12 protein-coding genes, 4 tRNA genes and 1 riboswitch are annotated in these 14,996 nt (G+C 71.0%); of the genes, 11 read left to right on the top strand and 5 right to left on the bottom strand.

The genetic code is table 11. From position 1 onward, the window contains the following. Nucleotide 1 precedes the first annotated feature (1 nt). The 3 genes from AOJ26_RS13030 to AOJ26_RS13020 all read right to left on the bottom strand — a co-directional run bounded on the left by AOJ26_RS13030 (nt 2) and on the right by AOJ26_RS13020 (nt 1,875). Nucleotides 2-76 (bottom strand) — tRNA-Asp (locus AOJ26_RS13030). A 38-nt stretch (nt 77-114) separates the two neighbouring features. Further along, nucleotides 115-187: transfer RNA gene (locus AOJ26_RS13025), tRNA-Glu, on the bottom strand. An 80-nt stretch (nt 188-267) separates the two neighbouring features. Next, nucleotides 268-1,875, bottom strand: coding sequence for a metallophosphoesterase family protein (locus tag AOJ26_RS13020; protein WP_053848419.1), 1,608 nt, complete (start codon nt 1,873-1,875; stop codon nt 268-270). 85 nt (nt 1,876-1,960) lie between these two features. Here AOJ26_RS13020 and AOJ26_RS13015 point away from each other — a divergent pair, with 85 nt between their 5' ends. The 6 genes from AOJ26_RS13015 (at nt 1,961) to AOJ26_RS12990 (ending at nt 9,321) form a co-directional block, all read left to right on the top strand. Next, on the top strand, nt 1,961-2,311 hold the full coding sequence (locus AOJ26_RS13015; protein ID WP_041819691.1) for a metallopeptidase family protein: 351 nt from the start codon (nt 1,961-1,963) through the stop codon (nt 2,309-2,311). Between the two features lie 90 nt (nt 2,312-2,401). Continuing rightward, a complete protein-coding gene (locus AOJ26_RS13010; protein WP_053848418.1) occupies nt 2,402-2,923 on the top strand; it encodes a hypothetical protein in 522 nt (173 codons plus the stop codon). A 233-nt stretch (nt 2,924-3,156) separates the two neighbouring features. Then, on the top strand, nt 3,157-5,238 hold the full coding sequence (locus AOJ26_RS13005; protein WP_053848417.1) for a DEAD/DEAH box helicase: 2,082 nt from the start codon (nt 3,157-3,159) through the stop codon (nt 5,236-5,238). A 195-nt stretch (nt 5,239-5,433) separates the two neighbouring features. Then, a complete protein-coding gene (locus tag AOJ26_RS13000; RefSeq protein ID WP_053848416.1) occupies nt 5,434-7,551 on the top strand; it encodes an FG-GAP-like repeat-containing protein in 2,118 nt (705 codons plus the stop codon). A gap of 63 nt (nt 7,552-7,614) precedes the next feature. Beyond that, entirely contained in the window at nt 7,615-9,150 is a 1,536-nt protein-coding gene (locus tag AOJ26_RS12995; RefSeq protein WP_053848415.1) for an amino acid permease, read from the top strand. Between the two features lie 98 nt (nt 9,151-9,248). Then, a tRNA-Lys gene (locus tag AOJ26_RS12990) sits at nt 9,249-9,321 on the top strand. A gap of 80 nt (nt 9,322-9,401) precedes the next feature. Here the strand turns inward: AOJ26_RS12990 and AOJ26_RS12985 are convergent. Next, complete coding sequence (locus tag AOJ26_RS12985) at nt 9,402-10,529, bottom strand: dihydrofolate reductase family protein (protein WP_053848420.1); 1,128 nt, start codon at nt 10,527-10,529, stop codon at nt 9,402-9,404. A gap of 70 nt (nt 10,530-10,599) precedes the next feature. Here AOJ26_RS12985 and AOJ26_RS12980 point away from each other — a divergent pair, with 70 nt between their 5' ends. Beyond that, nucleotides 10,600-11,109, top strand: coding sequence for a MarR family winged helix-turn-helix transcriptional regulator (locus tag AOJ26_RS12980; RefSeq protein WP_053848414.1), 510 nt, complete (start codon nt 10,600-10,602; stop codon nt 11,107-11,109). Nucleotides 11,110-11,250: 141 nt separating this feature from the next. Next, complete coding sequence (locus AOJ26_RS12975) at nt 11,251-11,892, top strand: GTP cyclohydrolase II (RefSeq protein WP_053848413.1); 642 nt, start codon at nt 11,251-11,253, stop codon at nt 11,890-11,892. A gap of 19 nt (nt 11,893-11,911) precedes the next feature. On the opposite strand, the gene AOJ26_RS12970 is transcribed toward AOJ26_RS12975, so the two are convergent. Then, nucleotides 11,912-12,097, bottom strand: coding sequence for a hypothetical protein (locus AOJ26_RS12970; protein WP_053848412.1), 186 nt, complete (start codon nt 12,095-12,097; stop codon nt 11,912-11,914). Nucleotides 12,098-12,179: 82 nt separating this feature from the next. Here AOJ26_RS12970 and AOJ26_RS12965 point away from each other — a divergent pair. The 3 genes from AOJ26_RS12965 to AOJ26_RS12955 all read left to right on the top strand — a co-directional run bounded on the left by AOJ26_RS12965 (nt 12,180) and on the right by AOJ26_RS12955 (nt 14,857). Further along, nucleotides 12,180-12,253: transfer RNA gene (locus AOJ26_RS12965), tRNA-Met, on the top strand. A 318-nt stretch (nt 12,254-12,571) separates the two neighbouring features. Further along, a riboswitch (cyclic di-AMP (ydaO/yuaA leader) is annotated at nt 12,572-12,729 on the top strand. An 11-nt stretch (nt 12,730-12,740) separates the two neighbouring features. Further along, complete coding sequence (locus AOJ26_RS12960; protein WP_053848411.1) at nt 12,741-13,766, top strand: M23 family metallopeptidase; 1,026 nt, start codon at nt 12,741-12,743, stop codon at nt 13,764-13,766. A 146-nt stretch (nt 13,767-13,912) separates the two neighbouring features. Continuing rightward, nucleotides 13,913-14,857 carry an aldo/keto reductase gene (locus AOJ26_RS12955; RefSeq protein ID WP_053848410.1) on the top strand — a complete coding sequence of 315 codons (945 nt, stop codon included), beginning with the start codon at nt 13,913-13,915 and terminating at the stop codon, nt 14,855-14,857. The last annotated feature ends 139 nt before the right edge of the window (nt 14,858-14,996 follow it).

The following is a 14,996-nucleotide window of genomic DNA, read 5'->3' as shown; positions in this document are numbered from 1 at the left end:
GCGGTCCTGACGGGATTTGAACCCGCGGCCTCCACCTTGACAGGGTGGCGAGCACTCCAAACTGCTCCACAGGACCAAGCTTTGTGCACGAACAGTGTCGCACACGGTGTTGCGTGCCCCCAACGGGATTCGAACCCGTGCTACCGCCTTGAAAGGGCGGCGTCCTAGGCCGCTAGACGATGAGGGCTATCGGCCCGCCTGGGCGCTTCTCAGCGCGTCGGGGACGTGAGAAGCATATGGGATGCCGGGAGGTATCGCCAAAACGGTTTAAGGGCTGCCCGTGGGCGAGGCCGTGGCGGAACCCGTGTCCGGGCCCGTGCCCGGGGCCGTGGGGGAGGGGGTGGCTCCCGGCTGGTTGTCCTCGGGGAGGTGGCGGCTGACCTCCGCGGTCGTGAGGCCGAGGCCGCCGAGCTTGATCTCGTCCCAGGCCTGGAGGCGGCGGGTGTCGCGGTCCATGTAGAGGATCGAGGCCTCGATGGGGTCGGGGTACTTGCCCTCGACGGCCCGCAGTCCGCTGCCGCCCGTCGAGCCCTCGACGCGCAGCCGCGTGCCCTTCTCCATGACCTCCATCTCCTGGTGGTGGAGGTGGCCGGACAGGATCATCGGGACCTCGCCGTCGACCTCGCGGGCCGCCGACGGCTCGTGGGCGATCGCGAGGTCGACCGGGGTGCCGGCGGCCCGCTGCGCACGCAGGGCCGCGGCCAGCCGGGCGCCCGCCGCCTCCTGCGACTCGTCGGCCCCGGGGTTCGTGGAGCGGTCGGGGGTGAACTGGGGGTCGCCGATGCCCGCGAACCGCAGCCCGGCGATCGTCCGCGCCTCGCCGTTGTCGAGGACGTGGACGCCCTTGAGGCCCTCCATGTACCGCTGGGTGGTCAGGGAGTCGTGGTTGCCGCGGACCCACACGTAGGGCGCCCCGAGGTCCGGGATCGAGTCCAGGAAGCCGTTCTCCGCGGCCGTGCCGTGGTCCATGGTGTCGCCGGAGTCGACGATCACATCGACCTTGTACTGCTTGACCAGCGAGGCGATGATCTTCCAGCTCGCGGGGTTGAGATGGATGTCGGAGACGTGCAGGACCCGGATGGTGGTGGGGTCCGGCCGGTAGGCGGGGAGGGTGGACGTGACGTCGTAGAGCTTCGTCACGTTCGTCACCAGGCGGGCCAGCTCCTTCTGGTAGACGTCGAACTCGGTGACGATGCTGCGCGCGTTGCCGACCAGGGAGGGGGCGGAGGAGAGCAGCCCCGAGAACCTCGGCTCCAGGACCGACTCCGGGTTCCAGGTGGCGTACGCCGTGCCGCCGGAGGCCGCCAGGAGGGTGAGGGCGAGGCCGCCGGCCGCGAGGGCCCGGCGGGGGCGGCGGTAGACCGCGAGGCCGAGTGCCGTGGCGCCGGCGACCACGGCGACGCAGGAGCGCAGGGCGAGGTCGAGGGTGCCGTGCTCGACGTCCGCGGCGACCTCGTCCTGGAGGCCGGAGAGGCGCTCGGGGTGGTCGACCAGGGCCTGGGAGCGTTCCGGGTCGAGCTGGTCGACGTTGACGTCGAGGCGGACCGGGGCCTGGTGGCTGTCGAGCTGGAGGGCGCCGAGCGGGGAGACGTTGATCTTCGTGCCGCCGGTCAGGGACGGGCGCAGGGTCATCGTCGTGTTCATGGGGCCGACCGGGACCCGTACGTTTCCGACGATCAGCAGACCGAGCCAGGCACCCAGAAGGACGACGGCCACCAGGCCCAGTGCGCGGACCCAGGGATGCGGCTGGTGGACGAGTTCGACGGACGGGTGGGAGCGACGCCTGCCGTACTGGCGGGCGAGGGCTCGCGGGGGCTTGCGTAGGGCGTTCAGGATGCTCCGGGCGTTCAGGACTGCGGCGGGGACGCGGGCCATTGGTCCCGTATGCCCAAGTCCGACCGCGGATATGCGGACGTGCTCATGCCTCTCGTACGGCGGGGTCGTACCGGAGAATGGGCGTGTGCTGGAGATGACGCGCGAGGAGTTCGAGGAACTGGTCGCCGAGGCGCTGGACCGGATTCCGCCGGAGTTGACGCGGCTGATGGACAACGTCGCGGTGTTCGTCGAGGACGAACCGCCCGCGGACGATCCCGAGCTGCTCGGGCTGTACGAGGGCACGCCGTTGACCGACCGGGGCGAGTGGTACGCCGGGGTGCTGCCGGACCGCATCACGATCTACCGGGGACCGACGCTGCGGATGTGCGATTCCCGCGAGGACGTGGTCGCGGAGACCGAGGTGACGGTCGTTCACGAGATCGCCCACCACTTCGGGATCGACGACGCGCGGCTGCACGCGCTCGGGTACGGGTGAGTGGCTTTCGAACGGGGCGCGTGTCCTCTTGTGGGCGGCGGGAGTTGGGCACGTTGACTCTTTGACGACCGCCCTCGGAGGTGGCTGCTCGTGCGCCCCTTGTACGTACCCGTCCGTCTGGCCGCCACGGTCATGGCCGTCGCCGCCGCAGCGGGCTGCATGAGCGTGGGCGGGGACGAGGGAGGCGGCGGCGCCAAGCCCTCGCACTCCGCCGGTGAGCGCGGTGGCAAGGCGCCGGACGGGGGTTCGGCGGGTTCGGGCGGTTCCGTGGGGCTCGGCGGCACCGGCTCGGACGGCAAACACGGCAAGCACGGCAAGGGCAGGCACGGGAAGGAGTCCGCCTCGCCCTCGGCGTCCGCCTCCGCGGGGGCCGGCGCGTCGGCCTCGCCCGGAGCGAAGCCGGGACGTTCGGTGAAGCCGGTGCCCTCGGCACCGAGGACCGACCCGGCGCCCACCCGTACGCCCGACCCGGAGCCGCCGGCGCCGAGCGAGCCGCCCGCCTCGCCCACGCCGTCGCCGCCGCCCGCCGAGCCGTCCTCGTCCGCGCAGCCGGAGACCGGCACGCAGCTCAGCCAGCGCGAACCCGCGCCCACGGCTGGCTCGCCGGTGTGACGGGAGAGGGCCCCGAGTGACCTCGGATACATGCGGGGGACTTGGTTTGCCTTCGAGGGTGGGGGGTGCGTATGGTGGTAGATCGTTTGATCCCATTGCCCGGCGCCATTGCAGAGAGCGCCGTGTGGCGCGTTCTCTCCCTTGCCGTGGCTGACCGCATCGAGGCGGTCGTATTGCGAATCACGGAGTTGACGGGCGCGTGCCGACGAGACTCCGGAAGGTTTCGCTTACGCATGTCCATTTCCAGTACTGATCACGTCGTCGTGCCCGAGAACGAGGGCACCGAGGACACCGTCGAGGTCACTTTCGCGGACCTCGGTCTCCCCGAGGGCGTCGTGCGCAAGCTCGCCCAGAACGGCGTGACCACCCCCTTCCCGATCCAGGCCGCGACCATCCCGGACGCCCTGGCCGGCAAGGACATCCTCGGCCGTGGCCGCACCGGCTCCGGCAAGACCCTCTCCTTCGGTCTGCCGACCCTGGCGCGTCTCGCCGGCGGCCGCACCGAGAAGCACAAGCCGCGCGCCGTCATCCTCACGCCGACCCGTGAGCTCGCGATGCAGGTCGCGGACGCCCTCCAGCCCTACGGCGACGTCCTCGGCCTCAAGATGAAGGTCGTCTGCGGCGGTACGTCGATGGGCAACCAGATCTACGCCCTGGAGCGCGGCGTCGACATCCTCGTCGCCACCCCGGGCCGCCTGCGCGACATCATCAACCGCGGCGCCTGCTCCCTGGAGAACGTCGAGGTCGCCGTCCTCGACGAGGCCGACCAGATGTCCGACCTGGGCTTCCTGCCCGAGGTCACCGAGCTGCTCGACCAGGTCCCGGCCGGCGGCCAGCGGATGCTGTTCTCCGCGACCATGGAGAACGAGATCTCCACGCTGGTCAAGCGCTACCTGAGCGAGCCGGTCACCCACGAGGTCGACAGCGCCCAGGGCAACGTCACGACGATGTCCCACCACATCCTGATCGTGAAGCCCAAGGACAAGGCGCCGGTCACCGCGGCCATCGCCTCCCGCAAGGGCCGCACCATCATCTTCGTCCGCACCCAGCTCGGCGCGGACCGCATCGCCGAGCAGCTGCGCGAGGCGGGCGTGAAGGCCGACGCGCTGCACGGCGGCATGACCCAGGGCGCGCGCACCCGCACGCTGGCCGACTTCAAGGACGGTTACGTCAACGCGCTCGTCGCCACCGACGTGGCCGCCCGCGGCATCCACGTCGACGGCATCGACCTCGTGCTGAACGTCGACCCGGCCGGCGACCACAAGGACTACCTGCACCGCGCGGGCCGTACCGCTCGCGCCGGCCGCACCGGCACGGTCGTGTCCTTGTCCCTGCCGCACCAGCGCCGCCAGATCTTCCGGCTGATGGAGGACGCGGGCGTCGACGCCGGGCGTCACATCATCAACTCCGGTACGGCCTTCGAGCCCGAGGTCGCCGAGATCACCGGCGCCCGTTCGATGACCGAGGTCCAGTCCGAGTCCGCGGCCAACGCGGCTCAGCAGGCCGAGCGCGAGGTCGCCCAGCTCACCAAGCAGCTCGAGCGGGCGCAGCGCCGTGCGACCGAGCTGCGCGAGGAGGCCGACCGCCTGGTCGCCCGTGCCGCCCGCGAGCGCGGTGAGGACCCGGAGACGGCGGTCGCCGAGGCGCAGGCCGCGGTGGCCGAGGCCGCGTCCGTGCCTGAGCAGCCGGTCGCCCAGGACGTCGACAAGGCGGACGCGCCGTCGTACGAGCGCCGCGACGACCGCGGTGGCCGTACCTACGAGCGCCGTGACGACCGTGGTGGCTTCCGCCGCGACGACCGTCGTGACGACCGTGGCGGCCGTTCCTTCGAGCGTCGTGACGACCGTGGTGGTCGTTCCTTCGAGCGTCGTGACGACCGTGGTGGCTTCCGCCGCGACGACCGCCGTGACGACCGTGGCGGCCGTTCCTTCGAGCGTCGTGACGACCGTGGTGGCTTCCGCCGCGACGACCGTCGTGACGACCGTGGCGGCCGTTCCTTCGAGCGCCGTGACAACGACCGGGGTGGCTTCCGCCGCGACAACGAGCGCCGTGACGACCGTGGTGGCTTCCGCCGCGACGACCGTCCGGCCGGCCGTTCCTTCGAGCGCCGTGACGAGCGGGGCGGCCACCGCGGCAGCGACCGCCCGTTCAACCGTGACCGTCAGGGCGACCGCCCGGGCTTCCGCTCCGGCGGCCACGACCGCCCGAGCCACGACCGCCCCTACGGCCGTCGTGACGACCACCGCGGCACCGGCACCGGCACCGGCTCCTTCGGCCGCCGCGACGACAAGCCGCGCTGGAAGCGCAACGGCTGACGCACGCTGATCCCCCAGGGATCCGGAAGGGCCCGTACGACTTCGGTCGTGCGGGCCCTTTTCGCATGTCCCATCGACTACCGAAGCCTGTGTGACGGTTGTTAACATCCGTTGGATCGCGTGGCGGAGTGTGGCTCAGGGGGAAACAACGAGGCCTGCCGGCACGCCTTTTCTCACTTCCCTGGGGAGGGACCCTTGACCCGGCGTGCCCGGATCGCACTCGCTCTTGCCTCGCTGGCCGCCCTGAGCGCCGGCACCCTGACGACCGCGGGCCCGGCGGCCGCGGACACCAGCCCGACGCCGATCGCCACGGACGGCGTGTGGGGCATCGACTATGCGGGCGGTTATCTGACCAGCGTCGAACACCGGCCCGACGGCGAGCAGTACGTGGTCGGCCGACAGCTCTCGCCGGACGGCGCCACCGTGCTGGAGCAGGCCACCCGCGGCTTCGCCGGCACCTATGCCGACGGCACCCACCTTGAGCGGGTGCCGTGCGACGCGGGCGGGTGCGTACCGCTGCGGTCCCTCAGCGCGCAGAGCGTCGGCTACTTCCGGGTCGACGAGTTCGGCAAGGAGCGCGCCCAGATCTGGGTGGAGCCGAACGGCTACCGCTCGGACGAACCGGATGTCACCGGCGGCCGTTTCGTGGACGCCACCGGCCGCTACTACGTCTACAACGCGGCCTCCACCGGCAAGCAGTACGTCGACGCCGTGAACCGGTACCGCGCCGAGGACGACCGCCTGATCCGTTCCGTCACCGCCGCCTCCGTGTGGGGCTCGGCGCTGTGGACACCGGGTTCGGGCAACGGCGTGGTCACCCAGTACGACCTGGAGGGGAAGAAGACGGTCGCGACCGTCTCCACCGGAGCGCCCTGCACGGTCAAGGAGCTCCAGGTCGTGGGCCGCTGGATCTACTGGAACTGCGGCCCGACGGGCGCGGCGGGCGTGTACGACCGCACGGCGAAGAAGAACATCACGGTGCCCTCGGGCCCCGCGCTCGTCGGCGACGGCTACCTCGTCCAGCACGACCGCAGCGCCGGCAAGCTGATGCTGACGGACTATCACTCCGGTACGGCCGCCGCCGCGCGCGCGGTCGCCGACCTGCCGGCCGGGAACACCGCCGACCAGCGGCGGCTGACCTGGTCGGTGGACAAGCTCGGCGGGGGCATCGCCTACGTGGGGACGGACCACGCGATCCGGATCGTGCCGAGCGGGGTGCCCACCCAGTCGCTCGGGAAGATCGAGTCCGACCTGGACGACGACCTCTTCGACGCGGCCGGCCGCAACAGCGGCAACATGGAGTGGAACAGCACCTTCCAGCTGAACGAGCCCGCCGACTGGACCTTCACGGTCAAGAACGCCCAGGGCCGCGTCGACCGCACCCTCAAGGGCAGCGGTGCGGCGGTCACCGTCGCCTGGGACGGCAGGACGGCGTCGGGCGCGTACGCGTACAACGGTCCGAAGATTTGGACCCTGACCGCCACCGCCGCCGACGGCGGGGGGACGTACACGACCAGCGGCAAGCTCTCCCTCACCGGCGGCCGCCAGGGCCACCACGACCAGGGCGGGTACGCGTACGGGGAGCTGGTCACCCTCAACTCCTCGGGCACTCTGTCCCTCCAGTACACCAACGGCGGCGGCACGTTCGACTGGAAGCAGAACGGGACCGGCTGGCCCGCAGGCACGGTCGCCGTCCCCTTCGGTGACATGGGCAAGGACCGCTGCGCCGAGATGCTGGTCCGCATGCCCAACGGCGAGCTGCGGCGCTACGCGGGCAAGTGCGGCAGCGGTTCGTACGCCCCCACCAGCAGCCACACCTCCCTCGGCACCGGCTGGAACGCGTACAACGTCCTGACCGCACCCGGCGACCTGACCGGCGACGGCCGTACCGATCTGCTGGCCCGCAAGGCCTCGACCGGTGACGTCTACCTGTTCGCCGACGACGGTGCGGGCAAGCTCAAGCCGGGCGTGAAGATCCGCAGCTGGGCGACGTACAAGAAGATCGTCGGCGCCGGTGACCTCAATGGCGACGGCTTCGGTGACGTCCTGGTGCAGGACAGCGCCGGGACGCTGTGGCGCTACGACGGCACCGGCACCGGCCAGGTCAAGGAGCGGGTGAAGGTCTTCTCCAACTGGGGAACCTCCTACAACGTGGTCGTCGGCGTCGGTGACATCACCGGGGACGGGAAGAACGACCTGGTCTCGCGGGACACCGCGGGCAACCTCTACCGCAACAACGGCGACGGCAAGGGGTCGTTCGGGGCGCGCACGAGGATCGCCACCGGCTGGCAGGGCTACAAGGGCCTTTTCTAGTGGGGCACTTCTCGGCCAAGTTGTGACGTGTGTCACGCCCCCGGCGTGGGAATCGCTGGGGGCATGACAGATGACGACACAGCGAGTGGGCTCTCCGACGAAGAACGGCTTGCCCAGCTCGGCTACACGCAGGTCCTCGCCCGCCGCATGTCGGCGTTCTCCAACTACGCGGTCTCCTTCACGATCATCTCGGTCCTCTCGGGCTGTCTGACCCTCTACCTCTTCGGCATGAACACGGGCGGCCCGGCCGTGATCACCTGGGGCTGGATCGCCGTGGGTCTCATGACGCTGTTCGTCGGCCTGTCCATGGCCGAGATCTGCTCGGCGTACCCGACCTCCGCGGGCCTGTACTTCTGGGCCCACCGGCTGGCCCCGCCCCGGACCGCGGCCGCCTGGGCGTGGTTCACGGGCTGGTTCAACGTGCTGGGCCAGGTGGCGGTGACGGCGGGCATCGACTTCGGCGCCGCGTCCTTCCTCGGGGCCTATCTGAACCTTCAGTTCGACTTCGAGGTGACGGCCGGCCGGACCGTCCTCCTGTTCGCGGCGATCCTCGTCCTGCACGGTCTGCTGAACACCTTCGGCGTGCGGATCGTCGCGCTGCTGAACAGCGTGAGCGTGTGGTGGCACGTGGTAGGCGTGGCGGTGATCGTCGGCGCCCTGACCTTCGCCCCCGACAAGCACCAGTCGGCGTCCTTCGTCTTCGGCGAGTTCGTGAACAACACGGGCTGGGGCAGCGGTGTCTACGTGGTCCTGCTCGGCCTGCTGATGGCCCAGTACACCTTCACCGGCTACGACGCCTCGGCCCACATGACCGAGGAGACCCACGACGCGTCCACGGCCGGCCCCAAGGGCATCGTCCAGTCGATCTGGACGTCGTGGATAGCGGGCTTCGTCCTGCTCCTGGGCTTCACGTTCGCGATCCAGTCCTACGACGGCGCCCTCAACTCCCCGACGGGCGCGCCCCCGGCCCAGATCCTCCTCGACGCGCTCGGCGCCACCGCCGGCAAGCTCCTGCTGCTGGTCGTGATCGGCGCCCAGTTGTTCTGCGGAATGGCCTCGGTGACCGCCAACAGCCGCATGATCTACGCCTTCTCGCGCGACGGCGCACTGCCCTTCTCACACATCTGGCACACGGTGAGCCCGCGCACCCGTACCCCGGTCGCGGCGGTGTGGTTGGCGGCGGGCGGAGCGCTGGTGCTGGGCCTGCCGTACCTGATCAACGTGACCGCGTACGCGGCGGTGACGTCCATCGCCGTCATCGGCCTCTACATCGCCTACGTCATCCCGACCCTGCTGCGGCTGCGCAAGGGCGACGCCTTCGACCGGGGGCCGTGGCACCTGGGCCGCTGGTCCCGCGCGATCGGCGTGGTCTCGGTGACGTGGGTCGCGGTGATCACGGTCCTCTTCATGCTCCCGCAGGTCTCCCCGGTCACCTGGGAGACGTTCAACTACGCCCCGGTCGCGGTCCTGGTGGTCCTCGGCTTCGCCTGGACCTGGTGGGCGGCCTCGGCCCGCCACTGGTTCCTCAACCCGGAGCACGAGCGCACCAAGGCCCGCGAGGCGGCCCGCGCGAACGCGCCCGAACCGGTCGATCCCTGATCTTCCCGCCCGTTCCGTCCGTCCGACGCGGCCGTGTCCCCGATACCCGATCGGAGACACGGCCACGTCCGGCTATGCTCGGGGAGGCAACATCGCCTGGGCCCTTAGCTCAATTGGCAGAGCAGTGGACTTTTAATCCATTGGTTGTGGGTTCGAGTCCCACAGGGCCTACCGGTGGCGGGTGGCGCCCGGGTCGGCTTCGGTCGGTTCGGGCGCCGCTTCGTTTCCGGGCCCGTATTGCGGTCCCCGCGTCACGCCAGGTGGCGGTTGGGGGCCTTCGCCCGCTCCTCGTGCTCGTCCAGCACCAGCACGTCCACGCCCTTCCCGGTGAGCAGGCCCGTTCCGTCGGCCCCCGCGACGAAGGTGTCCGGCTCCCGCCAGGCCGTCACCACCCGGCGCACTCCCGCGTCCAGGATCAGCCGGGCGCAGGGGGCCGGGCGGGAGGCGCGGTGGGTGCAGGGCTCCAGGCTGGTGTAGACGGTGGCCGCGGCCAGCCGGGGGTCGGCCGGGTCGATCTTCGCCAGCGCCGCCTCCTCCGCGTGGACGACCGGGTCGCCGCCCTCCCTGGAGTGGCCGCGCGCCAGCTCCGTACCGTCGGCGGCCACCACCACCGCGCCCACGCTGAACGCCGTCCGCGAGGGCGGGCACTGAGCCGCCAACTCGCAGGCCAGCGCGAGCCAGTGGTGGTCCGCGGCGACCGGGACCAGGCCGGTGCCGGGGGCGGTGGGCTCGTAGCGCATCAGCACCACGTCCTCGATCCGGCGGGTCTCCACCAGGCGCAGCCGGCCGGGCTGGTAGGCGCCCGGGCCGAAGAGGCGGGGGGCCTGCGGGCTGCCGACGAAGAGGGGGGCCAGGACGAGCTGCACCTCGTCCGCGAGGCCCTGCTGGAGGAGCTGGGTGTGGATCCGGCCGCCGCCCTCCACCATCAGCCGCTCCACACCGCGCTCCTCGCGCAGGTGCTCCAGCAGGCGGCGCCAGTCCAGGGCGGGGCCGAGGGAGACCACGTCGGCCGCCAGGCCCAGCGCGCGCGCCCGTGCCGCGCCCCCGTCCGTCGTGAAGACGAGCTTGTCGCCGCCGGTGTGCCAGAAGTTGGCGGCCGGGTCCAGCTCGCCCGAACCGCTGACCGTGACCTTCAGGGGGTACGGCGGCTTCCCGGCGGCGACCCTGGCCGCGCGCCGCGTCTCGGAGTTGACCAGCAGACGGGGGTTGTCGGCGCGGATCGTGCCGGCGCCGACGAGGATCGCGTCCACGGAGGCGCGGACCTCGTCGACGCGGTCGAAGTCGGCCGGGCTGGACAGGAGGAGGCGGTCGGGGCCGGTGTCGTCGAGATAGCCGTCGAGGGAGACCGCGGCGGAGAGGAGGACGTAGGGGTGGGGCATGGAGGGGCTCCCCGGCATGTCGAGGGACATCGGTCTTGGTTCAAGTTTGAAGCAAACCTACACTGGGAGCATGACGACCCGCTGGCTCAGCCCCGACGAGCAGCGAGCCTGGCGTGCCTACATTGCCGCCTCGCTCCTCCTGGAGGACACCATCGACCGGCAGCTCCAGCAGGAGGCCGGCATGCCCCACCTGTACTACTCCATCCTGGCCAACCTCTCCGAGACCCCGGAGCGCCGGCTGCGGATGACCGAGCTCGCCGAGTGGCTGAAGATCACCCGGCCCCGGCTGACGTACGCCGTCGCCCGGCTGGAGAAGGACGGGCTGGTGCGGCGCGAGAGCTGCCCCTCGGACAAGCGGGGCAGCGTCGCGGTCCTCACGGACGAGGGTATGGCGGTGCTGGAGCGGGCGGCGCCGGGACACGTGGAGACGGTCCGCAGCGCGCTGTTCGACCGGCTCACCCCGGAGCAGGTGGGGCAGTTGGAGGAGATCTTCACGAGTGTCACCGCGGGACTCCAGGGGGAGGACGGGCCCGCCGAGGAGGTTCCGTGGCGTCGGCGGTCCTCCCCGTCCTGCTCCTGAGAACGCGGTCCTGCCCCTGAGAACGCACGTGTGACGAGTGCCATAAAGGCGTTGCTTCAAATTTAAAGCATGGGGTAGGGTCTCGATCAGGAGAACTGCTTCAAAACTGAAGCAGATGTGCCCACGGAGCGGAGTACCCGCATGCCCGACCTGCCCGCCGCCACCCAGCGCTCCCGCGTCCGCGTCCCGCTGCGCTTCGGGGACGGCTACCGCGTAGACGCCGAGATCGTCACCTTCCACGGCCTGGCCGACGGGCGGGAGCACCTCGCCGTCGTCCTCGGTGACCCCGCCCCCGGCGCCGTCCCGCTGGTGCGGCTGCACTCCGAGTGCCTCACCGGCGACGTCTTCGGCTCCGCCCGCTGCGACTGCGGCCCGCAACTGCGCGAGGCGGTCGAGCGCATAGCCGAGCGCGGCGGCGTCCTGCTCTACCTCCGCCAGGAGGGCCGCGGCATCGGCCTCTACAACAAGCTCGACGCGTACGCCCTCCAGGACCAGGGCCTCGACACCTACGCCGCGAACACCGCGCTGGGCCTGCCCGAGGACGCCCGCGACTACACGGCGGCCGCGCAGATGCTGACCGCCCTCGGGATCGACGAGGTCGACCTGCTCTCCAACAACCCCGACAAGGCGGGCCAGTTGAGGGACCTCGGGATCGGCGTCCACGACCGTGTCCCGACCGGCGTCTTCACCACCGCCCACAACGTCCGCTACCTCCGCGCGAAGGTCCTCCAGACCCAGCACACGCTGCCGCTGGGCGAGTTGACGGAACTCGGGGTCGGCTGACGGCCGCCCGGGCGGGTGCTCACTCGCCGGAGCCGCCCGCACCGCCCTCGTGGTCCCGTACCCAGTTCCTGTGCGCGCCCGAGCCCTCGCGGCCGGGAGAGAGCCTCAGCACGGTCCCGTCGTCGATCTGCTCCAGGCTCGTCACCACGTAGCGGGAGCCCGTGTGCACCGCCAGCCTGATGCTGCCGTTGCCGAACTCCGTCACCCGCAGCGTCCGGCCGCCGGAGCCCCTGGAACAACCCTGGCGCGAAGCACCTCGCGGATGACGTATGCTGGTCACACAACGACGCGGGGTGGAGCAGCTCGGTAGCTCGCTGGGCTCATAACCCAGAGGTCGCAGGTTCAAATCCTGTCCCCGCTACTGAAGGCTCAGGGCCGGAATCCAGTGAATGGGTTCCGGCCCTGAGTGTTTGTGCGCCCGCGCTCGGCCGGAGGGTCCGCAGCGGCCTTCGTCACACGGGGTGAGCGGACGGGCGCCCTCCGCATAACGACTGACACACCGTCAACACCCCTCTGTCGCCTGAGGCGTGGTCAACTCGCCCGTTTTTCACCGTTCATGGGCCGTAAGTCCAGCGGGATTTCGTTAATGATCAAGCGGAACAGCTTGGAATCGGGCCCCCGGGTCTATTAACGTTCGATAACGCAGCGCGGTCGTCCCAGCCGTCACAAGAGACGGCTCCGTGCTCACGCGCCGAATTCCGCAAGGGAACCGGGGAACCACCACCTTGGGGTGAATCGCTCGTAGTCCGCCGTGGCAGCACGGTGGGTATACGCGCGTAGGAGACCTTCCTGCTCCGAACCCGTCAGCTAACCCGGTAGGCGAGAAGGAAGGAAAGGAGTGCGCCCACGTGGCGTCCAACCCGCCTGCCCCCGAGGCGCCGTACGTTCCGAGCGACACCCTCGTGTACGGCGGCTACCGTGCCGACGACGAGGCTCCGCTCGGCGAGTGGAACCCCACCGCGGACTCCCTCGCTCCCGTACGAGGCCGGCATCGCGTAGCAAAGCAGCGTGGCGGCGGATTCGCCCGTAGCTCCACCGTCCTGGGCGTCGGCGTCATAGCCGCGGTCAGCGCGGGCGGGATGGCCAGCGCCAACACCGGCAAGCCGCCGGTCTCCATCTCCATGCCGGACCTGCCCAACGTGGGCTCGCTCATCTCGGACGACTCCGACTCGGCCGCTGCCGACACGAGCGCCTTCAGCAGCGTCGGCGCCACCACCGCCGGCACCGCCGAGAGCGCCTCGGACGCCGGTGAGGCACTGCGCTCGCGCATCCTGGCCCAGGCCGAGCTCCAGCAGGACCAGATCGACACCAAGGCCGCCCAGGCCGTCGCGGACGCCGCCCAGAAGGAGGCCGACGCGGCCGCCGCCAAGGCGGAGAAGGAAGCCCAGGAGAAGGCCGCCGCCGCGAAGAAGAAGGCGGAGGAGGAGGCCGCGAAGAAGGCCGAGGCCGAGCGCCTGGCCGAGCTCGCCAAGCAGTACACGCTGCCGACCTCGTCGTACACCATCACCTCGACCTTCGGTCAGGCCGGCTCCCTGTGGTCCTCCGGCTACCACACGGGCCTCGACTTCGCCGCCCCCACGGGCACGCTCATCAAGGCGGTCCACAGCGGCACCATCACGGAGGCCGGCTGGGCCGGTTCCTACGGCTACCGCACGATCCTCACCCTCGACGACGGCACCGAGCTGTGGTTCTGCCACCAGTCCTCGATCAGCGTCAGCGTCGGCCAGAAGGTCGCCACCGGTGACGTCATCGGCCGCGTGGGCGCCACGGGCAACGTGACCGGCGCGCACCTGCACCTGGAGGTCCACCCGGGCGGCTCCGCCGACGGGATCGACCCCATGGCGTGGCTGCGCGGCAAGGGTCTCAACCCCTGACCCTCCCCCGCGAACTCCGACAGCCCTGACGACGTCCCCCCGACGTCAGGGCTGTCGGTGCGTCGGAGCGACTGATTCCGCTTGTTTGCGAGGACTTTGCGGCCGTGCCGGAAGACCGGCGTCCGGCACGTGCGTTGACGTATGGCATGACTTCTCTTCGCAAGCTCGGCTCCTCCGGCCTCGAGGTCTTCCCGCTCTCCCTCGGCGGCAACGTGTTCGGCTGGACCGCCGACGAGGCCACCTCGTTCGCCGTCCTCGACGCCTACACCGCAGCCGGCGGCAACTTCCTCGACACGGCCGACTCCTACTCGGCGTGGGTGGACGGCAACTCCGGTGGCGAGTCCGAGACGATCATCGGAAACTGGCTGGCGGCCCGCGGCAACCGCGACGACGTCCTCATCGCCACGAAGGTCAGCCAGCACCCCGACTACCCGGGCCTGAGCGCGGCGAACATCAAGGCGGCGGCGGACGCCTCGCTGCGGCGCCTCGGCACCGACCGCATCGACCTGTACTACACCCACTACGACAAGCCGGAGACGCCCGTCGAGGAGACCATCGGCGCGCTGGACGAGCTGGTGAAGGCGGGCAAGGTGCGGGCGATCGGAGCCTCCAACATCTCCGCCGCGCGCCTTGCGGAGTCCCTCGACTTCTCCGACCGCGAGGGCCTCGCGCGCTACGCCGCCCTCCAGCCCCACTACAACCTCGTCTCGCGTGACACGTACGAGGGCGAACTCCAGGCCGTCGCCTCCCGGCAGGGTCTCGCCGCCGTCCCGTACTCCGCCCTCGCCTCCGGGTTCCTCACCGGCAAGTACCGCGTCGGTGAGACCGTGGAGAGCCGGCGCAGTGCGGGTGCCGCCAAGCACCTGGAGACCGAGCGCGGCCGGAAGGTGCTCGCGGCGCTCGACGACATCGCCGAGTCCCACACCGTCCCGGTCGCCACGGTCGCCCTCGCCTGGCTCGCCGCCCAGCCGACGGTCGCGGCCCCGATCGCGTCCGCCCGCACGGTGGAGCAGCTCCCGGCGCTGCTGAGGGTGGCGGAGCTGACCCTGACGGAGGAGGAGCTGGGGCGCCTGACGGAGGCGTCGGCGTAAGGGGGGCGGTCCTACGTCCGGTACGGGTTGTACGCGGGGTAGGGCAGCGCGTGCGCCGGGTGGATCGGGTGCGCCTGCTGGGCGGGGTGGGGCGGGTAGCCGTACACCCCGTACACCGGCCAGGGCGGCGCGGCCCCCG

It is taken from the genome of Streptomyces sp. NRRL B-24085 (assembly GCF_001282115.1).
Classification (GTDB): Bacteria; Actinomycetota; Actinomycetes; order Streptomycetales; family Streptomycetaceae; genus Streptomyces.
Note: the sequence above shows the minus strand (reverse complement) of the source record. Positions and strands in the feature narration are given on the sequence as shown.